Origin of the sequence: Micromonospora sp. NPDC050276, assembly GCF_044459545.1 — a bacterium.
In the GTDB taxonomy this organism is placed as follows: Bacteria; Actinomycetota; Actinomycetes; order Mycobacteriales; family Micromonosporaceae; genus Micromonospora.
The window spans coordinates 1-22,739 of the sequence record NZ_JBITJA010000006.1; the positions used below are offsets into that span (position 1 = coordinate 1).

Consider the following 22,739-nt stretch of genomic DNA (forward strand, 5'->3'; position numbering starts at 1 on the left):
GTCGTGTCACTCATGATCGTCGTGTAGTTCGAACCGAAACTGCCCGGGAAGTTCCCGATCGGCATGCTCGCCCGATAGATCTTGCCGTTGTCACCAGCGAAGAACAGATACATGTTCGTCCCGTCACCGATCACCGCCTGATCGATCGGACCCGTCCCCGAACCCGTGATGCTCCCGCTGAACAACGTCTGCGGCGACGACCACCCGTTCGGGTTCGTCGGGTCACTCGAGGTCCGGTACGAGAACGCCGGCCCACCCCACTGATACGCCAACACCCAAATGTTGCGCGGCGCGAAGTAGAACAACGACGGCGCCACCGTCGACGAGTTCATCGCGTTCTGACTGGCCGACGCCATCTGCGAATAGTTCGTGAAGAGACCAAAGTTCATCGAACCCCAGCTGCTCCCAAAGTCGTGCGTGGTCGCGTAGACCAGCTGCTGACCGTTGTAGGGCGCGACGGTGAAGTCCTTCAACGACACCCAACCCGACCTCGGCTGCGCCAACGCTCCCGTCGACGACCACCGGTACGTCGAGGGAAGGTCGCAGGTGCCGGTCGGCGGCGGAGTGGTGGGGTCGGTCCCACCGCCGACGCGGACGAATTGCCACTGCTGGTTGGCGCCGTTCCAGTCGTCGTACTGCACGATGTTGCCGCCGTCGGCGGTCGAGGCGCCCTGCACCTCCATCACCTTGTTGCTGTTCCGATTGATCAACCGGACGTAGCCGCTGTCCGAGTCGGCCAACCGGAACTGCTGGTTGGTGCTGTTGTTGTCGCTCCACTGCACGATGCTGGCGCCGTTGGCGGTCGAGAAGCCCGAGACGTCCAGCACCTTGTTGGACAGCCGCGACTTCACCCGGTAGTAGCCACCACCGGAGTCGACGAACTGCCACTGCTGCTGATTGCCGTTGTTGCGGGCCCACTGGGTGATCCGGGCGCCGTCATTCGTGGCCAGGTTGTAGACGTCCAGGGCCTTGCCGCTGTTGCGGTTGATCAACACGTACCACGCGTTCGTGTCGACCGTCGCCGCGGCGGCGGGTGACGACACCACCGCTACGGCGGCGCCACCGACCATCACCGCCGCCGCACTCGCGGCGAGAACGCGGGGCAACCACCAACGCCGCCGTCGCGGCGGCGCGATCGATGGAGACCTATCGAGGGCAGACATGATCCTCCTCCAGTGACCAAGAGCCAAACGGCCTGCCCGAGAATGGGCGCACCGTGACGCGTGGCCGAGCGCAGGCGTCAGGACGTTAGCGTTAACACGACACCTGCAGGCCTTGGCGCACGCCTGATTCGAGATCGACGAAGCAGGGCTTGCCCGGAAAGCCGAGGTCTCGTCGTCCTTAGGCATCGACTGTGAGCGATAACATGCCGTTCGTCAAGACGTAATGTGCTGGGAACATCAGCCGCTGCCCGGCCGCAGATCTTGGCGCAAACTGCCTTTCACCGACTTCCCGCAGGCATCGCCCAAGATCCCGGCGCTGGCCACAGTTGGGCACTTGAGAAGACCCGGAGAGCGCGTTAACATCGACGTTTGCCCATTGCTCACGGTGCCGACAAGCTCAGCCGTCCCCACCCCGACGACCGCGGAACTGGCAACCCTCGCGGGCGTTGGCACCCGCTACCTGTGGCCGGACAGCTACGACCTGCGGCGCATTCCGGTGCGCGACCCGGCGCTCATCTACCCCATGTCACTCATCTGGCGCGACGAGGACGCGTACCGCTCGACCGGGCGACGCCGACGGTCGGATCGTCACCACCTGTGCGGGAATACGATCCGACCGGCCGGCGCGTCCGCGCGAGCTATCGGCGGCTCCACTGCTGGTTGGTCTGGCCGGTGCAGGTCCAGAGAACCAGCTTCGTGCCGTTGCCGGTGCCCACGTTGTAGGGGTCCAGGCAGAGGCCGGACTGCACACCGGTGATGGTGCCGTTGGCGTTGACGTTCCACTGCTGGTTCGTTCCACCGTGGCAGTCGTAGATGGTGACCTGGGTGCCCGGGGAGGTGCCGTAGCCTGCGGCGTCGAGACACTTGTTGCCGTACACCGTCAGTGTCTTGGCGGTCGTGTAGGTCCACTGCTGGTTGGTGCGGCCGTGACAGTCCCACAACTGCACCTGGGTGCCGTTGGTGGTGGAAGCGCCGGGGACGTCGACGCAGCGACCGGAGAGGGCTCCCACGATCGCCGTGGTCTGTCCGGCACCGCTGCCCGGGTTGCCGATGCTGCCGGGCACCGACTGCAACGCGCTGTACCAGCGGGCTGCCATCTTGTCGTAGCCGCCGGACGTGGGGTGGACGCCGTCGATCAGGTCGGCGGTGGTGAGGGCGCTGTGCATGTCGACCAGGCGCACCCGCTTGCCGGCGTTCACCTTGCTCTGCACGATGCCGGGGATCGCCGCGTTGAAGGTGCGTACGGCCGCCTCCTGGTTGCTGTTCGAGAGCGGGATGATCTGCGCGACGAACACCTCGGCGGTGGGAACGGTGGTGGTGATCCGATCGATCAGGGTGGAGAGCCGGTTCGGCGCGCCGCTCACGTTGTAGTTCTGCAGGATGTCGTTGGTGCCGATGTGCAGCAGGACGGTCTGCGGCCGTTGGGTGTTCAGCCAGCCGACGATGTTCGCGTCGATCTGGTCGATGCGCCATCCGGGATGCCCCTGGTGGTCGTGGTCGCCCAGGCTGGCTGGTCCGTTGAACTGCGACCCGACGAAGTCCACGGTGTACCGACCGTTGACCAGGCGCTGCCAGAGCCCGATGCGGTACCCGCCCGGCACCTGGGTGCCCTCGGTGATGGAGTCACCGAGTGGCATCACCCGCACCCCGCCGTTGGATTCCGCGCTTACCGGACCGGTCGAGGTCAGCACCCCGGCGAGGACGACACCGAGGGCGGCGGTCGCCGCGAGCCATCTTGCCCTTGTTCGCATAGATTTCTCCCCTGCAGTGGTAGTGCTGACCGAGGAGTCAAGCCGTCGGGACCGGGCGCCACATCGGCATGACGATGCTGTCGCAGCACCGGACGGATTGTTAACGCTAACAGCGATCCTTGTAAGTTCTTGTCGCTATCCTGACCTACGTCAAGCACCGACTCTCCCAGGGCGCACGCGGACCACCTGCGGGTGCCGGTGGTGCGGGGTTTGCAGTGGTGTCTGCGGGGCCCGGGTGACGCGTACCCCCAAATGCAGGTGTTTTTCGCGGGTTCGATCACGAAGATCGGATCTGCGGCGGGACCGGATGCCGTCTGTGGGACAACCGCGGACAGTGCCGCGGCCCTGGCCCGCTGGCGACCTCGGGTACGGCGACGACACCAGCCGGCGGCACATCGAGCGCCGCGAGTGCAGCGATCCGGGTTACCGAGGCCCCTTCACCGTCGGCTCGGTATTGATTCGGAGGAGCCCTTCGATCCCGCGACGGAAGGTGTCGGACACCAAGGCGGGGTCGAAGAGGCATCCGGCCGCCATCGCACCGTCGCGGAGCATCACGAAGTGACGCGCGGCGGGATCCGCCGTTTCGGGGTGGACCTGCGCCATCAGCATGGTGAGCGTGTCCAGGAACCATTGCCGGTGGGCGATGACTTCCTGGCGTACGGGGTGGTCGGCGTCTGGGTACTCCGCTGCGGCGTTGAGAAAGGCGCAGCCGCGGAACCCCGGAGATTGGATCTGCTGAGCGATGGTGTCGGCGATGGCCAGAAGAGGGTCGACCGACGACGGGTTGGCGGCGATGGCCGCGTCGACGCCGCCGCGTTCCAGCTCACGGACTTCACGCAGGTAGGCGAGGATGAGGTCTTCCTTGCTGGGGAAGTGCCGGTAGAACGTGGCCCGCGTCACTTTCGCCTCGGCGATGATCCGGTCCACGCCCACGGAGTGGATGCCCTCCGCGTAGAAGATCTTGATTGCCGTGGCCAAAAGCCGCTGCCGCGCCGCAGAGGGCCGGGTGTCGGTATCGCCACGGGTCATGCGCCCACTATATCGGATAGAACGTTCGGTCTACACCTCCTGACCAGCCAGGCCGTCGCCAGGCCGGCGCCTCGGCCTGCGGTGTGCAGCGGATCACTCAAGAGGTAGAACGTTCCGTCTTGCACACTTGGGTCCTGGGCGGTCATGCTGAACGAGAAAGAACGTTCGGTCTACCAAACTTCCCTGGAAGGGCCACCGTGACCACCATTGCTGCTTCGCCCGGCATTTCCCAAACCGCCGCGGCACTGCGACGGCTGTACTTCGTCCGCTTCGCGTTCGCCATCCTGTGGGCACTCGTGACGATCGCGACCGCCAAGGAGATCGGCCCGCTCACGGTGGTGCTCTTCGTGCTCTACCCGCTGTTCGACGTGGGTGCCGCCATCTATGACCTTCGCTCGTCGCGGACCACCGGCACGCCGGCTCTGCTGTACGTGAACATCGCCGTCAGCCTGCTCACCGCGGTCGCCGTGGGTGTCGCCGCCGCGTCCGGCATTCCGGCGGTGCTGCGGGTGTGGGGCACCTGGGCGGTGGTGGCTGGTCTGGTTCAGCTCGTCGTGGGCGTCAGCCGTCGCGAGCTGGGCGGGCAGTGGCCGATGATCATCAGTGGCGGCATCTCGGTGCTGGCCGGTGGATCGTTCATCATCGGTGCTTCTGCGGACCACCCGTCGTTGACCAACGCGGCTGGCTACGCCATCCCCGGTGCCATCTTCTTCCTCATCGCCGCCGTCCGCCTCGGCCGCCGGGCGAAGGGCAACTGACACACCAGCCGTTGAGGTGAACCCCTTCATGGCCGAGCGTGCCGGGTCCACCACGGTCCAGACCGACACGTACCAGATGACAGGAAAACGCCCCTCCGCGCGGCGGCTACTGGCCTGGGCCTGAGCCGCCGCGCGCCCGAAGGGGTGCCGGCTATCGCGAAACCATCTCCGCCCGGGCCGGTTCGTTCCCGTGCGCCAGGCGTTGCTTGAGCCTCTCGCCCTCGACGTCGACGTCGGGTAGCACCCGGTCGAGCCGTGGCAGCACCGAAGAAGTACCCCGATGAACTGCGTGAACGTGCGGTGCGCTCTTACCGGGAGTCGGACCCGAAGCCCGTGATCCGCCAGTTGGCCCGCCAGCTTGGGGGCGTCGGCTTTTGTCGCCTCGGAACTCGACCCGCCCCGGCGAAGTCGTGACGCTCGTCGACGAGCTACGCGACCGCTTCGGGGTCGAGCCCGTCCTCCGGGTCATCGGCGTTGCCGTCTCCACCTACTACGGCTGGCTCGTCCAAGCCGCCAACCCCTCTGCTCGCCGACGCGAGGACGCCGAACTGGCGGTGGAGATCGCGGAGATCCACGACGTCTCCGGCGGCACCTACGGCAGTCCACGACTGCACGCCATGCTGCACCGCCGAGGCCGGCACGTGGGCCGCAAGCGGGTCGAGCGGTTGATGCGCGACGCCGGCCTGCAAGGTGCGTTCCTGCAGCCCCGATCGACAGGCCGGACGGCGTGCCAACCAGCACGGCCACCGTTCGGGGTTGCGGAAGCAGACGCTAGCCATGGCGTCTCGGTCGAGCTGTTTTCGTGCAAGGGCATATGACATCTGACGGGTTGCCGCTACCTGTGGAAGAAAGCGAACCCGAACTCTTGGCCGAACCCGGGAATCCCACCCAGAGGGACGTGGCTGGTCCGTGGCTGCTCGCGAGTCGGGGACGGGCGCGGGCACCGAAAAGGCCGTCTGACCTGCGCAAACGCGTGTCACAGCCGTGTCCCACAGGTGACCCATACGAAAGCAGGGAATATAGCCGAATGGCCATATTCCCTGCTTTAGTGGTGCGCCCGAAGGGACTCGAACCCCTAACCTTCTGATCCGTAGTCAGATGCTCTATCCATTGAGCTACGGGCGCTTGTGCTCAGCCAGTGTACACACCCGGCTTTCGCGCGGAGACTCCGGGATTCGAACCCGGGAGGGGCTTTAAGACCCCAACCGCATTAGCAGTGCGGCGCCATAGACCAGACTAGGCGAAGTCTCCCTGGTGATCCGCAGACCACCGCGCCCGAGGATACAGGTCGCCACCCACCGGGAGCAAAACGACTTCCGGGGTACGCCCAGCCGGGCTGTCCGGCCCCGTGTTTCAACGCTGTGCGGCGCCGTGATCGGGACTACGCTCCATCGATATGCAGCAGCAGCCGCCCAGCGAGTCGACCCGTCGAGAGCCTGCTGAACGAGCGCGTCGGCGCTCCCCCCGGGCCACCTTCAGGCCGCCGACGGTGGCCGAGGAGCCCACCGATACGCGGGATCCCGTAGAAACGGCGGAGCCCGCAGAGACGGCGGCACCCCCGGCTGCCGCTCCGGCGAGCCAGCGTCCTCGACGGGCCAAGGCTGCCCCGGCGGTGCTCTTCCAGCCGCCGGAGCCGGATCGCCCGCTGCCCCGACAGCCCCGACGGACACCGGCCGAGGTGACCACCGACCCGAGCGCGGAGCACCCCGGGCCGCCGAAGGGCGACGAGTTCGGCTCGCCGAGCGCCGACACGAGCGCTGGCCAGCCAGCCCCGCCCGGCGTCGCACCGGCGGCCCTGCCACCGAAGTCCCGCACCACATCCGTTCGCAAGGCTGCTGCCCGGAGGGCGACCGAAACGGCGGCTGAGGTGACCTCGACCACACCAACACCGCGGAAGAGCGCCGCGCGCCCTTCCATAGCCGCGACGCCCACCACGACAACGGGCCCGACCAAGGCCGCAAGCCCCACCAAGCGCGCGGCCACCCCTCGCAAGAGCACCAAGCCGACAAAGCCCACGCTCGAACCCATGGCCGAGCAGCAGCAGACGACTCCGGCAATGCCCGCCCCCGAACCGGTCACGGCACCGGCCCCGCCCGCCGTGCGGCAGGTTGCGCCGGCTCTGGGGCGTACCCCGGAATCGGAGCTGCGCGCGGTCGCCGCGCGCGTGCTCGACCACCCGGGCTTCGCGCCGGAGCTGTTGGCGCTGGCCGCGGTGCGGTCACTCGGGCCCGGCGCGGCCGGATGGGCCGCGCGGTTGCGTACCCGGTATCCGGACGCGTCGGCGGACGGCCTGGCCCGGTTGGCGACCCGGCGGTTCGTCCGCTCGGCGGGTGCGGGCGGGGCGACCGCTGCGCTGGCTGGTTTCTTCGCGCCGCTGGCCGAGTTGGCCTCGGTGTTGTGGACGCATTCGGAGCTGGTGCTGCACCTGGCCGCCGCGTACGGCAAGGATCCGACGCACCCCGACCGGGCCGCCGACCTGCTGGTGCTGACCCAGGTGCATCCGGACCGGGCGAGCGCGGAGGCGGCCCTGGCCGCTGCCCAGGCGGCGGGCGATCCGGTCGAGGGGGTGTGGCCGCGGGCGGCGGAGGCGGCCTGGCGGCTGGCCGCGCCGCTCACCGCGCAGGCCGGCGGTTGGGTCGCGTTGCGGCTGGTGGCCCGGTTGCTGCCGGGTGCGGCGGTGCTCGCGGCGGCGCTGGGTGACGCGGCGGCGGCGGACCGGCTCGCGGCCCGGGCGGCGGCCGTCTACCGGCCCGGTCGGGGCTGACCGGTCAGAGCCAGTCGAACCACTCGCGGGGCAGCAACGCGTAGCCGACGAAGGCGAACACGTCGAGCAGGGTGTGCGCGATGACCAGCGGCATCACCCGTCGGGTGCGCAGGTAGAAGAGGCTGAAGACGACGCCCATGATCGCGTTGCCGACGAACGCGCCGAAGCCCTGGTAGAGGTGGTACGACCCGCGGAGCAGCGCGCTGGCGGCGATGATCGCGGTCAGCCGCCACTGGAGTTGGCGTAGCCGGGTGACCAGGTAGCCGACCACGATCACCTCCTCCAGCACGGCGTTCTGCATGGCGGAGAGGATCAGCACCGGGACCGCCCACCAGACCGGGGGCAGCGCGGCCGGCACCAGCGTGGCGTTGAGGCCCAGGTGGGCGGCCAGCCAGAACAAGGCCAGCCCGGGCAGGCCGATCAGCGCGGCCAAGCCGGCCCCGCGCGCCACGTCCTGGCCGGGCCGCCGGGCGTCCAGGCCGAGGGTCCGCGCCGGGTCGCCGGGGTCGCGGCTGAGCAGGTGTACGGCGAGCAGCACCGGCAGCAGCGCGAACACGATGCCGAGCAGCTGGTAGGTGAGGTCCAGCCAGGGACGGGCCGACGCCGAGGTGTTCAGCGAGGCGGTCTGCTTGGAGAGCGGACCCTCGGCGGTCAGCTTCGCGATGATCGAGACCACCGCGTAGACCGCGGACTGGCCGAGGGAGAGGCCGAGGACCAGCAGCGTCTCGGTGCCCAGCAGTCGGCGGGACACCGGGCGGGTCAGCTCAACGGTCACCGCACCACTTTGCCCGACGGGTGGCGCCGGTGACACGGCTGACCGGCCACCATGAGCCGATCGCACATTCTGTGCGACCGGTCGACACTCTCCGTGGAGATTCTATGGGCGCCCGATCCGATGCCGTCTGGAGAAGGAGCGTCCGTGGACAACCTCGCGCGGTTGCTGAAGGAGAGCTGGACCCTGGTCGAGGACGACCGGGCCCGGTTGAGCGGTCACTTCTACGCTCGCCTGTTCCTGCTCGACCCCGCACTGCGGCAGCTCTTCCCGGTGCAGATGACCGGCCAGGGCGACCGTCTACTCGAAGCGATCATCACGGCCATTCACACGGTCGACGACCCGGAGAGCTTCGACGAGTTTCTCCGGGCGCTGGGCCGCGACCACCGCAAGTACCACGTCGACGAGCGGCACTACGCCACCATGGGCACCGCCCTGCTCGACGCGCTGCGCAGCACCGCCGGCGACGGTTGGAACCTGGAGTACGACCAGGCGTGGCGGGAGGCGTACGCGGCGATCGCCGCCCTGATGGTGGCCGGCGCGGCTGCCGATGACGACCCGCCGTTCTGGCACGCCGAGGTGCTGACCCACGAGCGGTACGGCCCGGACACCGCCGTGCTGACCTGCCGGGCGTTGCAGCATCCGCTGCGTTGGCAGGCGGGGCAGTACGTCAGCTTGGAGGTGCCGCGCTACCACCCCCGGGTGTGGCGCAACTACTCGGTGGCGAACGCCCCGAACGACGACAACGTGCTGGAGTTCCACGTGCGGTCTCCGGGGGCCGGCTGGGTGTCCGGTGCGCTGGTGCGTCGGGTGCGGCCGGGTGACCTGCTCCGGTTGGCGGCGCCGATGGGGTCGATGACCCTGAACCGCGCCTCGGAACGGGACATCCTCTGCGTGGCCGGCGGGGTCGGCCTGGCGCCGATCAAGGCGCTGGTGGAGGAGCTGGCCACCTACAACCGGACCCGCTGGGTGCACGTCTTCTACGGGGCCCGGCAGGCGGCGGACCTGTACGGCCTTGCCGGGTTGCAGGAGTTGGTGGCCGTACACCCGTGGTTGTCGGTCACCCCGGCGTGCAGTGAGGAGCCGGACTTCGACGGCGAGCAGGGCGACATCCCGGACGTGGTGGCCCGGTACGGCCCGTGGACCACGCACGACTGCTACGTCTCCGGCGCGGCCCGGATGGTCCGGTCCACCCTGCGGGTGCTCGCCGCGGACGACGTACCGCCGCCGCACATCCGCTACGACACCTTCGGTGACCTCTAGACGTTCCTCCCCCCAAACCGGGGCGCGTGCCCCTGCCCCCTGGGGCACGCGCCCCGGTCCCTTCGTTGGTCAGTAACGCCAGGGGTGCCCGGTTTCGCGGTACTCCTCCACCGGCACCAATGGCACGCCGGGTGCCATCCGGTCGACGTAGAGCCGGCCCTCCAGGTGATCGATCTCGTGGGCGACCAGCCGGGCCATGCCGAACTCGAACGAGGTGATGATCCGGCTGCCGTCCCACTGGGCGTGCTCCACGTCCAGGCGCAGCGGCCGGGGCACCAGCCCTCGGTGGTCGAAGAAGGAGAGGCAGCCCTCGTACTGCTCGTCGGTGTCCAGGTCGGCGTCGACCACCCGGGGGTTGAGCAGCACGACCGGCTCCGCCGACCGGTCGGGGGGCCGCACCACGGCCGCCGCGCGGCCGATGCCGAACTGCGGGGCGGCGACGCCCACCCCCTTGCTGAACGGGTGCAGCTCGTCGAGCCGGGCCAGGGCCATGGTGAGCCGGTCGACCACGTCCCGAGCGACCTGTTCCTCGGCGGGCAGGTCGAACGGGCGGGCACGCTGGCGGAGCAGGTCGTCCCCGCGTTGCACGATGCCGAGGCCGCGCATCCGGTCGCTGGGTCGGACCCGGGCCCCGCCGGGGCCGTTGTCCGGTTCGGTGTCCGGGCGGGCGCGGAACCGCCACTGCATCCGGTACCGGGCGTTCAGCGGCGGGTCGTCGGTCTGCCAGTCGTAGATCGCCCGATCGCCCTCGTCGTGCCGCTGCGGCGCCGTGCGCAGCGGGCCCTCCTCCGCGGAGAGCGAGGTCTCCACGCCCCAGACCTGTGGGTCGAGCGCCGCCGGCAGGTCCAGGCGTACGGCGAGCTGCCGAGTGGGCAGCCGGACGGCGCGCTGGAACCAGGGACCCCACTTCTCGTTTCCGACGCTGTACGCGTACTCGATGGTGGCCCGGTCGCCCGGGTAGAGCGGGAAGCGCCGCTCCCCGTTCTCGAAGAGCAGCCAGATCTCCTTGAACGCGTCCCGATCGTGTTTGGCGCGCCAGTGCATCGGCTCGGGGTCGCCGCCGCCGTCGTCTCGGCGGGCCTGGATTTGCAGCTCGGCGAAGGTGAGGGGGTGCTCCCGGTGGTGGCGGTTGGAGCGGCCGGGATCGTTCGGGTAGCGGTCGACGGCGACCCGGACCAGGTAGCGGGTGACCGGCTCGGTGCCGGCGTTGTACAACTCGCGGCGGATGACGCACCGGTAACCGTCGTCGGTGTGGGTGAGGATGGCCAGTTCCCGTTCCACGACCAGCCCGGTGCCGGGTGGCAGCCACTGCCCCGGCAGGTACGGCTCACGGTGCGCCTGACCCACTCGGGCGTGCCGCAGGTCGTCGTACTCCCGGAAGCGCTGCCAGATCGCGCCGCTGGCCTCCAGGACGGCCTCGGCGCGGCGGGCGAAGTCCTCGGTTGGGCGGTGTCGGCGCCCCTCGACGTGGCTCACGTAGGACGGGTCGAACCCCATCAGGACGGCCAGTTGTTTCTTGGACAGCCCGCGCCCGGTCCGTTGCCGGGCGAGCTCGGCCGCGAAGGAGTCGGCAGCCCGTTCGAGGGGTGAGGTCGTCATCAGCTTCCTCGTGGCCGGGGCTATAAGTTTCACGTTCTGTGCGCGAGCGCACACGCATCTGGCACCTTGCCGACACTCCGCTTGACAATCCACCGACAACCATCGATCCTGCGGCGGTGTTTCCCAGCACAAACGCCGGGTAGTACGCGGAACGCGCGGCGCTGCTCCACCGGCAGGCGGGGTGACCTGGGCCGCTATCCGACCAAGGTGAGGCTTCCCTTAGACCCGGCGGCGTGGTTAGGCTAGCCTTAGCTCAGGACGGCGTTGGCCGTCCGCCGGGGCACACTCCTCGGCCATGCGGACGGGGGATGCTCAGGTGACAGCGGTGATGCCGAGGCGCGAGGCCGCCGCCATGCCGCTCGCCCCCGTCACCGCAGCGCTCCGTGCCATGTTCGGCACCGACGACCTTCCCGGCCTCGCCCGGGGCCTGCTGGTCGACGACGAGCTCGGCTGGGCGCCCGCCACCACCCTGATCGACGGCAGCCGCCTGCCGGAGTTGCTGAACGGCGCCGCCGTCCGCTGGGGCGGCACCCCGCACGCCTGCGCCGCGCTGGCCTGGAAGTCGTACAGCTACTGGACCGCCCTGCCGGTCGTGCTCGGTTGGGCCTCCGCCCGCCGGGTGCCGCTGCTCGACCCCGCCGACGTGCTGATCCACTTCGAGGACCACCGACAGCTGCTCACCCTGGGTCTGCGCCGGGGCACCACCGTGGCGGTGCTGCCGAACGACCCGCTGGCGCTCGCCGGCCTGCCGGAGGTACGCGTCGTCGCCGACGAGGCGGAGCTGCTGGCCGCACTGCGCGGGTCACTGCTCGACGCCCACCTGGCACCGCTGATCACGGCGATCCAGTCCGAGGTCCGGGTGGGCACCCGGACGCTGCTCGGCTCGGTCGCCTCCGGCATCGCGCACGGCATCCTGCGGGCCGCCGACGGTCTGCCCGGCTCGACCGTGCAGAGCATCGACACCCTGCTCGGCGCGCTCGACCTGGTCGATCTGATCGAGCTGGTGCCCGGGCCGACCGGTGAGCCGACCGTGCAGCGGCGCACCTGCTGCCTCGCCTTCACCCTGCCCCGACCGAAGGTCTGCCAGGGCTGCTGCGTCCGCTAGGGCCGGGGCTCCTGGGCTGAGCTGGGCCGCGCGGCTCAGTCGGTCAGCGACCGGACGTCCCACACCCACACACCGCCGGTGAAGACCGGTTGGATTCCGGTCAGCTCGGTCATCCCCCGGCGCAGCGCGGCTTCGTGCTCGTGCGGGCCGAGAATGACCACGCCGGCCCGCCAGAAGCGCAGGTCGTCGACCGCCTTGACCCGGCTCTGCGGGCTGATCGGCGGCACCGCCCCGGTGCGCCGGATGGTGGCGAAGAAGCTGCTGGTGGGGCGGGGCGGTGCGCCGAACAGCGCGACCTTCGGTGGATCGGCGTTCGGCCGGGTGTCCGGGCCGAGGAAGTAGCCACGGGCCAGCGGCATGTCCAGCCGGGTCTCTGCGGACCAGCGCAGCGGGTCCGCGTAGGTGGTATCCGGCAACGGCAGGGTCACCACACTGCGCCCACCGGCCACGTACGGACGCCACGCCCCACTGGTCACAAAGCTGGGCACCGGGTCGAGGCGGGCCACCGGCAGCGGGGTGGGCACGATCGGCAACAGGGCCATGGTGAGCACGGTCGCGGTGACGAAGCGGATCTGCCCCCGAGCAACCGGGTGCGAGCCGGCCAACTCGCGGGCCCGTTCGGCGCCGAAGGCGAGCAGCAGCCCGATGATCGGGGTGATCGCCAACGCCCAGCGGGTGGGCACCACCGAGTGCAGGATGGGCAGGTTCTCCAGCGCCGCCCAGGGCCCGGGCACACCCGTACCCCGGTTGTCGAAGCGGACCTCCCGACCCAGCGAGAGCACCGCGAAGAGCAACCCGAGCGCGGCCAGCGCGAGCACCACGAGCGAGCGGCGCAGCCACCAGACCAGGGCGATCACCAGCACCACCAGCGCCCAGCCGAAGAAGCTGTTCTCCTCGGTCGGGTTCTTGGCCAGGCCCGCGGCGGTGCGCGCGCTGCCGGCCAGGGATTCCCGGGAGTACGCGACGAACGAGGCCAGGTCGCTGGAGTAGCCGCGGATCAGGCGGGACAGCCCCGAGTAGGCGCCAGGTCCGAAGAACTGGACATACAGGGGGTACGCCAGCAGGAGCCCGGCAACCCCGGCGGCGACGGCCAGGCCGGCGAGGAACGGCCGGACCCGTGATCGCAGATCCGCGCGGCCGAGGGCGAGCACGCCGACGACCACGCCGAGCCCGATCGCGGTCATCAGCAGGATCTCCAGGTTGAGGAACGCCTGCCAGACGATGACGAGCGCGAGGACGACCCCGTTGCGCAGCCAGCGGCCCGGCTCGCCAAGTCGCAGCGTGCGCCAAATGATCAACGGGACGACAAATTGCGACACGATGTTCGGGTGCCCATTGGCGTGCGACACCATGGCCGGCGCGAACGCGCAGAAGCCGGCACCCAACCAGGCCGGCCCTCGGCTGCCGATCAGGACCCGGGAGAGCAGGAAATACCAGGCCGTGGCGGTGGCAATCATGCCGGCGGTGAGAAAGAGCAGGAATGACGCCCGCGGCCCGAACAGCAGGGTGATCGGCGTCATTGGCAAGGAAATGGATAATACGGACGTATTGGCCATCAGATTGACGCCGTCGGGGACGTTCATCTGATTGGAATGGAATGGATACGCAAAGTGCGTGACGACTCGCGCACCGTGGGCCATCATCCATTCGAACTGCGACTGATCGGTCTGGTTGTCCCGCACGTCACTGCCCGGGTCCAACCAGAGTCGACCGGTGACCCAGAAGCCGAGCACCACGAAGCTCAGTACGGCGGCCAGATCGGCCCACCTCTCCCTGCGGGACGGCCGAGCGGCACCGGAGTCCCCCGCCGCCGACGGCGCGGCGGCCGGGCCGCCGCTGTCGCTGGGCACGTCCGGTTCAGGAGTAGTCATGACAATTCATAGGGTAGTCAGCGTATGACACCGCCGTGACATGTTTCGAGATACTGCCGTACTATGTGCCGGGTTCGCCGACCGCCGATCACGAACCCACCCCCCGACCACAATTCGGCCACCCCGATGCCCCGATTCTTCTGCCGTCCCAGCGGATGATTCACTCTGTCGGTCCAGGCACGGGTCGAGTTCATATCGTGAGGAATCGACGCATGGCAGAAATCACTGGGGATCAGCGCGTGCAGTCCGAGGTGCTTGAGGGCCTGGCAACCGCTGTCAACCACCGACGCTGGTTCATCGAACTGGCCGTGCCGTACCTCGGCGACGACCCGATCGAAATCGGCAGCGGCCTTGGTGACTACGCGCTGGAATGGTCCGAGCGGCTGCCCCGGTTCACCGCCACCGAGGCCGACCCGGACCGGCTGGTGCAGCTCAAAGAGCGCCTCGCCGACCGCCCGAACATCGACGTCCGGCAGATGCTGCTGCCACACAACGACCGGGGCGACTACAGCGCCGCGGTCTCGTACAACGTCCTGGAGCACATCGAGGACCACGTGGGCGCACTGCGGAGCATGCGCGACCTGGTTCGACCCGGCGGTGCCGTGATCATCATCGTGCCCGCGTTCCAGTTCGCGATGGGCCCGGCCGACATCGCCACCGGGCACGTCCGCCGCTACACGAAGAAGACGCTCGGGGCGGCGATGACCGAGGCCGGCCTCACCATCGAAAAGATCCACTACGCAAACGCGCTCGGGCTGATCGGCTACTTCATGGCCACCAAGGTCTTCCGGCTGATGCCGAAGGAGGGCCCGATGGTCAAGGTGTACGACACCCTCGTCCTGCCCGCCACCAAGGCCGCCGAGCAGCTCGTCCTTCCGCCCTTCGGCCAGTCCGTCTTCGCCGTAGCCCGAGTCCCAGCCTGAAAGCCCAGCCCAGCCCAGCCCCAGCCCCAGCCCCGGCCCCGCCCCGCCCCGGCCCAGCCCCAGCCCCAGCCCCAGCCCCAGCCCCAGCCCGGCGATCTTGCACTTTCCGTCGTCGTTATGCCTGTTATGTCAGGGATGCCGGGACAGTAAGTGCAAGATCGCGGGGGCTGGGGGCGGGGTTAGTCCTTGATTTGGTACGTCGGGCGGATTACTGCTCTTGCCAGGGTGTGGAACGTGAGGTTGAAGCCGACGTAGGCGGGGGTGGCGTCCGGGGTCAGGTCCAGGCGGTCGACGTCCAGGGCGTGCACCGCGAAGACGTACCGGTGTGGGCGGTCGCCGGCCGGCGGAGCCGCCCCGCCGTAACCCTGCTCGCCGTAGTCGTTGCGGACCGAGAACGCCCCACCAAGGTCGGTGCCCGCCGCGCCACCGGCGCCGGGGGGCAACTGGGTGACACTGACCGGCACGTTCACCAGCACCCAGTGCCAGAAGCCGCTGCCCGTCGGGGCGTCGGGGTCGTAACAGGTCACCGCGAAGCTCTTCGTCTCGGCCGGAAACTCCGACCAGGTCAGCTGCGGCGAAACGTTGTCGCCCCCGGTGCTGCCATGCGCGTGCCGGGCGTCCATCGGCTCGCCGTTCTGCACGTCGTCGCTCGTCAGCGTGAACGAGGGCAACGTCGGCAGCAGCTCGTACGGGTCCGGGGCGATCGGTCGTTCCAGGGTCATGGGGACGCGTCCTTCCGATGTGCGGAGATACCAGCCCCTTCTTACCCCGCCGCGGCCCTCTCGACGACCGGAAGTACGCGCTGACCCCGTTTGGTTTCGCAGAGCTACGTTTGAGGTCGGGCAGCGTTCCTCAGGGGGACATCGTGGCCGGCATCTGGCGGGACTTCGTGGTGGCCGTCTTCACCGCGTTCCGCCGCCGGGACGAGCGCGCCATCTCCGACGAGCGCCGACGAGCGGTCGAGCGACTGGCCGAGGAGACGATCCGCCGGGAGCGGCGGGCCGCTGACCCGCCGGAGTGACCGGCACGCGGGGCGCCAGAGTGCGACCGAGCAGCTTCTTGCGCCTGCGATCAACTCGGGATCAGTGAAATGGGGCTATCCCTGGGGTCCTGATACCCCGACTTCCGGGAAGTCGAGTGGATCAAGGTGGGCGGAGGGTGTGGGATTCGAACCCACGAAGACATCGCTGCCTTACCGGTTTTCAAGACCAGCGCCATCGGCCACTAGGCGAACCCTCCCGGGCCGCCACCCGTAGGTGCACGGCCACGCATAGTCTGCCACGGCTCGCTCCGGGCGGCCCGGTGTCCCTCCCCGGTGCGCCGGGCAGCCGGTCCGGCGGGTCCACAGTGGGCCCGACGGTGCGCCTGCGGCACCCGGTGAGATCGGGAAGACTGGGCCCATGCGAGCCATCACGATTCCGGAGCCCGGTGGACCCGACGCGCTGGTCTGGGCCGAGGTGCCCGACCCGGAGCCGGGCCCCGACGAGGTGATCGTGGAGGTGCGGGCCAGTGGGGTCAACCGCGCTGACCTGCTGCAACGGCAGGGGCACTACCCGCCGCCGCCGGGCGCGTCCGCGTACCCCGGGTTGGAATGCTCTGGGGTGATCACGGTGGTCGGCGCGGAGGTCGCCGGGTGGGCGGTCGGGCAGCAGGTCTGCGCGCTGCTGTCCGGCGGCGGGTACGCGGAGCGGGTCGCGGTCCCCGCCGGGCAGTTGCTGCCGGTGCCGGCCTGTGACCCGGTCGACGCGGCCGCGCTGCCCGAGGTGGCCTGCACGGTCTGGTCGAACCTGATCCAGGTGGCGCGGCTCGACGCGGGCGAGACGCTGCTGGTGCACGGCGGCGGCAGCGGGATCGGCACCTTCGCCGTTCAGTTCGGGGCGGCCCTCGGGGTGACCGTGCTGACCACCGCACGGGAGGCCAAGCACGCCCGGCTGCGCGAGTTGGGCGCGGCACACACGATCGACTACCGGGAGCAGGACTTCGTCGAGGAGGTCCGCCGAGTTACCGACGGGCGCGGCGTCGACGTCATCCTCGACATCATGGGCGGGTCCTACCTGGGCCGGAACGTCTCCGCGCTGGCCACCGGCGGCCGTCTCGTGGTGATCGGAATGCAGGGCGGGCGCAAGGCCGAGTTGGATCTCGGCGCGCTGCTGACCAAGCGGGCGAGCGTCGCCGCGACGTCGCTGCGCTCCCGGCCCCTCGCGGAGAAGGCGGAGATCGTCCAGGGCGTACGGGACGAGGTGTGGCCGCTGGTCGAGGCGGGCCGGATCCGGCCGATCGTGGACCGGCGGCTGCCGATGACCGAGGCGGCGGAGGCGCACCGGTTCGTCGAGTCGAACGATCACTTCGGCAAGGTGCTGCTCACCCGCCCGCCGGGTGGCGGTTCGGCCGTCAGCTGAGCGAGCCGCCGGTGGCGAGACCGGTCAGGCGCCCGCCGGTGGCGGTTCGCCAGTCAGCTGAGCGAGCCCGCCGGGGTCGCGGCGTCCGTCGGTCGGGGCAGCACCAGTCGGGCACCCGGGCCCTCACCGGCCAGCGTGTCGTCCGGGTTGTTGAGGGTGCAGCGCTGCAGGGACAGGCAGCCGCAGCCGATGCAGCCGTCCAGGTCGTCGCGGAGCCTGCTGAGCAGCCGGATCCGCTCGTCGAGCCGGCTGCGCCAGCTCGCCGAGAGCCGCGCCCAGTCCTGCGGGCTGGGGGTGCGGGCCTCGGGCAGCGAGTCGAGTGCCTCGCGGATCTCGTCGAGCGAGACGCCGACCTGCTGGGAGATCCGGACGAAGGCGACCCGCCGCAGCTCGGCGCGGGCATAGCGGCGCTGGTTGCCGCCGGTGCGGTCGGCGCGGATCAGCCCGAGTCGCTCGTAGTAGCGCAGCGCCGACGGCGCCACCCCGGAGCGGGCGGACAGCTCCCCGATCGTCAACGAATCCGGCATCACCAGGTCCTTGAGTTGAAGTGCACTTCAAGTCACACAGTAGTGGCATGACCACCACACTGACCACCGACCGCGGTGCCCGGCTGCCCGGGCTGATCCGACGACTGACCGGTGACGAGAAGCACGCGCCCAGCGCGCACTCCACCATCGACGTGCTCCAGGTGCTCTACGACCGGGTGCTGCGGGTCACCCCGGACACTGCGGACGACCCGGAGCGGGACCGCTTCCTGCTCTCCAAGGGCCACGGCCCGGCCGCCTACTACGCGGTGCTCGCGGCGCACGGCTTCATTCCGGAAGCCTGGCTCGACGACCTGGCCGGCCCGGAGAGCCGACTCGGCCACCACCCGGACCGACTGCTGGTGCCCGGGGTCGAGATCAGCTCCGGTTCGCTCGGGCACGGGCTCGGGCTGGCCGTCGGCACCGCGCTCGGCCTGCGCGCTCAGGGGCTGGACAAACCCCGGGTGTACGTGTTGCTCGGCGACGCCGAACTCGACGAGGGCTCCAACCACGAGGCGATTGCGTACGCGGGGGCGACCGGCCTGGACAACCTCACCGCGATCGTTGTCGACAACGCGTCGGCCAGCTACGGGTGGGCCGGTGGCATCGCCAGCCGGTTCACCGTCAACGGCTGGACCGCCGACACCGTCGACGGGCGGAACCACGATGCCCTGTACACCGCGCTGACCGGGCACCGACCACGACACCCGCACCTGGTGGTCGCCCGTACCGAGAGCAAGGGATGACCGACATGCGTACCGCCTTCATCGACACCACCACCGCGCTCCTCGACGAGGATCCGCGTACCGCGCTCGTGCTGGCTGACATCTCGGTGAGCCAGTTCGCTTCGGCCGGCCACCGACACCCGGACCGGGTACTCAACGTGGGGATTCGGGAGCAGCTGATGATCGGCGTGGCCGGCGGGCTCGCGCTGACCGGGCTCCGTCCCATCGCGCACTCGTACGCGACGTTTCTGGTGGACCGGGCGTACGAGCAGATCAAGCTGGATCTGGACCACCAGGGCGTGGGCGCGGTCCTGGTCAGCATCGGCGCGTCCTACGACGGGTCGGCAGAGGGCCGCACCCACCAGTCGCCCGGGGATGTGGCGCTCTTCGACTCCCTCGGCGACGGTTGGACCGTGCGGGTGCCGGGCCACCCGGACGAGGTCGCATCGCTGGTCCGCAACGCCGCGACCACCGACGACCCGATCTACCTGCGGCTCTCGGAGCAGCGCAACGCCGATGCGTACCCGGACGCCGAGCGGCTACGGGTGCTCCGGCGGGGCGGGGCGAACACGCCGCTGGTGGTGGCGGTCGGACCGATGCTCGATCCCACCCTGGCCGCGACGGAAGGGATGGACGTGACGGTCGCGTACACCCACACGCCCCGACCGTTCGACACGGCCGGGCTGCGGGCGTTGGCCAGCACCGAGGTGGTGCTGGTCGAGCCGTACCTGGCGGGAACGTCGAGCGCGGTCGTCAGCCGGGCGCTGGCGGACGTGCCACACCGGCTGGCGGCCCTCGGGGTGGGTCAGACCGACCTGCGACGGTACGGCGATCCGGCCGACCACGCCCGGTGGCATGGTCTGGACGCCGCCGGTCTGCGGCGGTCGATCAGCGCGTTCCTGGGATCAGTTGGCGGATGAGGCGATGGGGCGGCGGCGAGCGCGCTCGCGCCCGAGGATCCAGATCGCCTCGACGCCGTCCTTCCAGGTGATCTTCTTGCCCTCTTCCCGGCCGCGCGCCCGGTAGCTGATCGGCACCTCGTACGGCCGGATGCGGCGACGCAGCAGCTTGCCGGTCACCTCGGCCTCCATGCCGAAGCCACGCGAGCGCACCTCGAGCGACCGGTAGAGCGCCACCGGCATCAGCTTGAAGCAGGTCTCCAGGTCACCGATGTACGAGTTGAACAGCACGTTGGCCGCCATCGTGACGCCCTTGTTGCCCATCACGTACCAGAAGCTGTAGGCGCTGTGGCTGCCGAAGGTGCGATTGCCGTAGACCACCGTGGCCCGCCCGTCGAGCACCGGGTCGAGCAGCTTGGGGATGTCCTGCGGGTCGTACTCCAGGTCGGCGTCGAGGATGACCATGTAGTCGCCCTCGGCACTGTCGACCGCCGTCTTGATGGCGGCACCCTTGCCGGCGTTGCGCTGGTGGGTGATGACCCGCAGTCGCGCGTCGTCGGCGCGACCCAGGACCTCGCCGGTGCCGTCCCGGCTGCCGTCGTCGACGACGACCAGCTCGATCTCGCAGGGGTAGTCCACCGCCAGTGCCTGCTTGAGGGCATCCGCGATGCGTTCTTCCTCGTTGTAGACCGGCATGAGGATCGAGAGCTTCACGGGAATCTCCACGGTGGCGGCAACACGTCGGCCATAGCCTAACCTGGTTGGTTTGTTCACCGCGTACCGCCACCGCTGGGCAGTCGGCGCGGCAGGTTCAGGCCGATGGTGTTTACTTCCGCCATGTCGGCTGCCGGCTCCCTGCTCGCGGTGGTTCCTGCCGCCGCGGTGCTCCTGCTCACCGCCGCGGCGATGCCGCGCGACGCTGACGCGGTGGCACCACTGCGGCTTGCCGTGGTGCGCGCCGTCCTCCTCAGCGGTGCGTACGCGGTGCTCGTCGTCGAGGTGCTCGGCGCGTTGCACGCGCTGACCCGGCCCGCGTTCGCCATCGCCTGGCTGCTCTTCCTGGTCGCTGCCGCGACGGCGGCCGGCCTGCGCTGGCGACGGGCGGCCCGCCTCGGGCAGCCGCCCGCCGGCGCGTCGGTCGATGCCGCGCCGCGACCAGTGCCGGTCGGCGCGGTGGTGTCCGGTGGCAGCCCCGAGACGTCGACCCCGGCCGTCGAGCACGGGGCGGGCGAGCCCGACGCCGCGCCGCCCCGGGCCGGCCGAGGACCCGCCGGCCTGCTCGCCGCGACGGTCCACACCTGGCGTACGGCTCGACCGGGTGAGCGGCTCCTCGCCGGCACGGTCGGCGGGCTGGTCCTGGTGGAGCTGCTGGTCGCGCTGCTGGCCGAGCCGAACAACTTCGACTCGCAGACCTACCACCTGCCGAAGGTGGAGCACTGGGTGGCCCAGGGCGACCTGGACTTCTGGCCCACCGCCATCCACCGGCAGGTGACCATCCCGCCCGGCGCCGAATACCTGCTGCTGCACCTGCGCCTGCTCACCGGCGGGGATCACCTGCACAACCTGGTGCAGTGGGCGGCCGGAGTGGTCTGTCTCCTGGTGGCCGCACGGATCACCGGGCAGCTCGGCGGCGGCCGCCGAGCCCAGTTGCTGACCGCGTTCGTGCTGGCGACCACGCCGATGGTGGTGCTCCAGGCGACCAGCACGCAGACCGACCTGGTCTGCGCGGCGTGGGTGGCCTGCGCGGCGACGCTGGTGCTGGACGGGCTGCGTCGGCGGACCGGCTGGGGCACACTGCTCGGGCTCGGGGCGGCCACCGGGCTGACTGCGGTGACCAAGACCAGCGGCCTGATCGCGGTCGGCCCGCTGCTGGTGCTCTGGGGGCTGGCCCAGCTGAGGCTGGTCCGGGCCGAGAGCACGGCACCGGCTGGCCCGGCAGCGACGGACCCGGTACCAACCGATCCGGCAGCGGCGGGCGGGGGTCGGTGGTCCTGGCCGATCGGCGGGCTGGCCCGTACGGTCGGTGGTTCGGTGCTGATCCTGCTGGTCGCGGCCGTGGTGGTCGGGCCGTTCCTGGCCCGGGTGACCGCCGAGTTCGGGCATCCGCTGGGGCCACCCCGGCTGCGCGAGTCCATTCCGATGGAACGGCACGACCCGGCGTCGGTCCTGGTCAACGCGCTGCGGATCGGGCACACCGCGTTCGACACCCCGCTGGCGCCCCTGCGCCGCACCGGGGCCGACGTGATCATCAGTGGCGCCGAGGCGATCGGGGTCGACCCGCAGGATCGCGCGATCACCTTCGGTCGGGAGCTCTTCCCGGAGCCCGCCTGGTATCCGGACGAGGATCGGGTGGCGTTTCCGCTGGCTGGGGCGTTGGCGCTGATCGGCGCGGTGATCGCGCTCGCCCGACCACGGCGGATCGCCCCCGGGCGGGCCGGGTCGCTGCGGGCGTACGCCGTGGTGGTGGTGACCGCCGTGCTGCTGCACACCGCGATGATCAAGTGGCAGCCGTGGGGAAACCGCCTGCTGCTCTACGCCGTGGTGCTCGCCGTACCCCTGGCCGGTCTCTGGCTGGACGCGTTCCTGCGCGACCGCGCGGGCGGGCGTCGGTCGGTGGCCGCCGTGGCGGCCGTCGCCGTGCTGGCCACCTCGGCGCTGGCCGGGGTGCTCGCCCTGTCGTACGGCTTCCCGCGCCGGCTGGTCGGCGCCGGATCGGTCTTCACCACCTCGGACTGGGACACCCGGTTCCTGCGCCGCCCGCAGTGGGCCGACGAGTTCCGCTGGGCGGCTACCGCGGTCCGGGACAGCGGTGCGCGACGGATCGGGCTGGTGCAGCAGAACGACAACTGGGAGTACCCGTGGTGGCTGTTGCTACGGCAGCCCGACGGAAGCTCACCGGACCTGGTGGCGTTGCAGTCGGTCCTACCGGAACGACCGCCGGCCGATCCCTCCTCGGTGGACGCGATCGTCTGCACGGGCAGTCAGGCGGCCTGCGCCAAGCTCGTCCCGGCCGGCTGGCGGCTGCAGTTCCACGGCTACGTCGGCTACGCGCTGCCGCCGGGCCGCTGAGGCAGCGGGCTCCCGCCGCCGGACCACTGAGCCAGCAGGCCCGGATAGTCCGATCCGGGCGGTTCTGCATCCCGCGCGCAAGGATCTGAGGCGCATTCACATCCATTGATCCGCACGTTACCGTC

General features: G+C 70.2%; 20 protein-coding genes and 3 tRNA genes. 11 read left to right on the forward strand and 12 right to left on the reverse strand.

Annotated elements, in window-relative coordinates; translation table 11 throughout:
* The 3 genes from ACIBF8_RS13935 to ACIBF8_RS13945 form a co-directional block, all read right to left on the reverse strand.
* Positions 1-1,163, reverse strand: a 1,163-nt coding sequence (locus ACIBF8_RS13935; RefSeq protein WP_396783143.1) for a non-reducing end alpha-L-arabinofuranosidase family hydrolase, incomplete at its 3' end; no start/stop codon positions are given.
* Positions 1,164-1,801: 638 nt separating this feature from the next.
* The gene (locus ACIBF8_RS13940; RefSeq protein ID WP_396783144.1) at positions 1,802-2,914 is read right to left on the reverse strand and encodes a ricin-type beta-trefoil lectin domain protein; all 1,113 of its coding nucleotides are present in this window, start codon (positions 2,912-2,914) and stop codon (positions 1,802-1,804) included.
* Positions 2,915-3,337: 423 nt separating this feature from the next.
* The gene (locus ACIBF8_RS13945; protein WP_396783145.1) at positions 3,338-3,943 is read right to left on the reverse strand and encodes a TetR/AcrR family transcriptional regulator; all 606 of its coding nucleotides are present in this window, start codon (positions 3,941-3,943) and stop codon (positions 3,338-3,340) included.
* 197 nt (positions 3,944-4,140) lie between these two features.
* On the opposite strand from ACIBF8_RS13945, the gene ACIBF8_RS13950 reads away from it, so the two are divergent.
* Positions 4,141-4,701, forward strand: a complete 561-nt coding sequence (locus ACIBF8_RS13950; RefSeq protein ID WP_396783147.1) for a hypothetical protein — start codon at positions 4,141-4,143, stop codon at positions 4,699-4,701.
* Positions 4,702-5,111: 410 nt separating this feature from the next.
* The gene (locus ACIBF8_RS13955; protein WP_396783148.1) at positions 5,112-5,519 is read left to right on the forward strand and encodes an IS3 family transposase; all 408 of its coding nucleotides are present in this window, start codon (positions 5,112-5,114) and stop codon (positions 5,517-5,519) included.
* Between the two features lie 231 nt (positions 5,520-5,750).
* Here ACIBF8_RS13955 and ACIBF8_RS13960 read toward each other — a convergent pair.
* Together ACIBF8_RS13960 and ACIBF8_RS13965 are read right to left on the reverse strand one after the other, a co-directional pair.
* A tRNA-Arg gene (locus tag ACIBF8_RS13960) sits at positions 5,751-5,826 on the reverse strand.
* 35 nt (positions 5,827-5,861) lie between these two features.
* Positions 5,862-5,952, reverse strand: a tRNA-Ser gene (locus tag ACIBF8_RS13965).
* A 775-nt stretch (positions 5,953-6,727) separates the two neighbouring features.
* Between ACIBF8_RS13965 and ACIBF8_RS13970 the strand changes: the two genes are divergently transcribed.
* Positions 6,728-7,465: a hypothetical protein gene (locus ACIBF8_RS13970; RefSeq protein ID WP_396783149.1), complete on the forward strand. Its 738-nt coding sequence runs from the start codon at positions 6,728-6,730 to the stop codon at positions 7,463-7,465.
* 4 nt (positions 7,466-7,469) lie between these two features.
* Here the strand turns inward: ACIBF8_RS13970 and ACIBF8_RS13975 are convergent, their stop codons facing one another.
* Positions 7,470-8,240, reverse strand: a complete 771-nt coding sequence (locus ACIBF8_RS13975; RefSeq protein WP_396783150.1) for a CPBP family intramembrane glutamic endopeptidase — start codon at positions 8,238-8,240, stop codon at positions 7,470-7,472.
* A 144-nt stretch (positions 8,241-8,384) separates the two neighbouring features.
* Here ACIBF8_RS13975 and ACIBF8_RS13980 point away from each other — a divergent pair, with 144 nt between their 5' ends.
* A complete protein-coding gene (locus ACIBF8_RS13980; protein ID WP_396783152.1) occupies positions 8,385-9,500 on the forward strand; it encodes a globin domain-containing protein in 1,116 nt (371 codons plus the stop codon).
* 69 nt (positions 9,501-9,569) lie between these two features.
* On the opposite strand, the gene ACIBF8_RS13985 is transcribed toward ACIBF8_RS13980, so the two are convergent.
* Entirely contained in the window at positions 9,570-11,099 is a 1,530-nt protein-coding gene (locus ACIBF8_RS13985; RefSeq protein WP_396783154.1) for a peptide deformylase, read from the reverse strand.
* A 328-nt stretch (positions 11,100-11,427) separates the two neighbouring features.
* On the opposite strand from ACIBF8_RS13985, the gene ACIBF8_RS13990 reads away from it, so the two are divergent.
* Complete coding sequence (locus ACIBF8_RS13990) at positions 11,428-12,204, forward strand: hypothetical protein (protein ID WP_396783155.1); 777 nt, start codon at positions 11,428-11,430, stop codon at positions 12,202-12,204.
* A gap of 35 nt (positions 12,205-12,239) precedes the next feature.
* Here ACIBF8_RS13990 and ACIBF8_RS13995 read toward each other — a convergent pair whose 3' ends face one another.
* Positions 12,240-14,075, reverse strand: a complete 1,836-nt coding sequence (locus ACIBF8_RS13995; protein ID WP_396783157.1) for a hypothetical protein — start codon at positions 14,073-14,075, stop codon at positions 12,240-12,242.
* 212 nt (positions 14,076-14,287) lie between these two features.
* Here ACIBF8_RS13995 and ACIBF8_RS14000 point away from each other — a divergent pair, with 212 nt between their 5' ends.
* Positions 14,288-14,998 carry a class I SAM-dependent methyltransferase gene (locus ACIBF8_RS14000; RefSeq protein ID WP_396783159.1) on the forward strand — a complete coding sequence of 237 codons (711 nt, stop codon included), beginning with the start codon at positions 14,288-14,290 and terminating at the stop codon, positions 14,996-14,998.
* Between the two features lie 179 nt (positions 14,999-15,177).
* Here the strand turns inward: ACIBF8_RS14000 and ACIBF8_RS14005 are convergent, their stop codons facing one another.
* Positions 15,178-15,720, reverse strand: a complete 543-nt coding sequence (locus tag ACIBF8_RS14005) for a YbhB/YbcL family Raf kinase inhibitor-like protein (RefSeq protein WP_396783160.1) — start codon at positions 15,718-15,720, stop codon at positions 15,178-15,180.
* 143 nt (positions 15,721-15,863) lie between these two features.
* Here ACIBF8_RS14005 and ACIBF8_RS14010 point away from each other — a divergent pair, with 143 nt between their 5' ends.
* Positions 15,864-16,019: a hypothetical protein gene (locus tag ACIBF8_RS14010; RefSeq protein WP_396783161.1), complete on the forward strand. Its 156-nt coding sequence runs from the start codon at positions 15,864-15,866 to the stop codon at positions 16,017-16,019.
* A gap of 131 nt (positions 16,020-16,150) precedes the next feature.
* On the opposite strand, the gene ACIBF8_RS14015 is transcribed toward ACIBF8_RS14010, so the two are convergent.
* Positions 16,151-16,237, reverse strand: a tRNA-Ser gene (locus tag ACIBF8_RS14015).
* 161 nt (positions 16,238-16,398) lie between these two features.
* Between ACIBF8_RS14015 and ACIBF8_RS14020 the strand changes: the two genes are divergently transcribed.
* Positions 16,399-17,397 (forward strand): NAD(P)H-quinone oxidoreductase, encoded by a 999-nt coding sequence (locus ACIBF8_RS14020; protein ID WP_396783162.1) that lies wholly within the window; start codon positions 16,399-16,401, stop codon positions 17,395-17,397.
* A 53-nt stretch (positions 17,398-17,450) separates the two neighbouring features.
* On the opposite strand, the gene soxR is transcribed toward ACIBF8_RS14020, so the two are convergent.
* The gene (soxR, locus tag ACIBF8_RS14025) at positions 17,451-17,924 is read right to left on the reverse strand and encodes a redox-sensitive transcriptional activator SoxR (protein ID WP_396783163.1); all 474 of its coding nucleotides are present in this window, start codon (positions 17,922-17,924) and stop codon (positions 17,451-17,453) included.
* A 47-nt stretch (positions 17,925-17,971) separates the two neighbouring features.
* On the opposite strand from soxR, the gene ACIBF8_RS14030 reads away from it, so the two are divergent.
* Positions 17,972-18,667, forward strand: coding sequence for a transketolase (locus ACIBF8_RS14030; protein ID WP_396783164.1), 696 nt, complete (start codon positions 17,972-17,974; stop codon positions 18,665-18,667).
* A 5-nt stretch (positions 18,668-18,672) separates the two neighbouring features.
* Complete coding sequence (locus ACIBF8_RS14035; protein WP_396783166.1) at positions 18,673-19,566, forward strand: transketolase family protein; 894 nt, start codon at positions 18,673-18,675, stop codon at positions 19,564-19,566.
* On the opposite strand, the gene ACIBF8_RS14040 is transcribed toward ACIBF8_RS14035, so the two are convergent.
* Complete coding sequence (locus ACIBF8_RS14040; protein ID WP_396783167.1) at positions 19,552-20,259, reverse strand: glycosyltransferase family 2 protein; 708 nt, start codon at positions 20,257-20,259, stop codon at positions 19,552-19,554. The two genes, ACIBF8_RS14035 and ACIBF8_RS14040, sit on opposite strands and share 15 nt — an antisense overlap.
* Before the next feature lie 105 nt (positions 20,260-20,364).
* On the opposite strand from ACIBF8_RS14040, the gene ACIBF8_RS14045 reads away from it, so the two are divergent.
* Positions 20,365-22,614 (forward strand): glycosyltransferase family 39 protein, encoded by a 2,250-nt coding sequence (locus tag ACIBF8_RS14045; RefSeq protein WP_396783168.1) that lies wholly within the window; start codon positions 20,365-20,367, stop codon positions 22,612-22,614.
* The last annotated feature ends 125 nt before the right edge of the window (positions 22,615-22,739 follow it).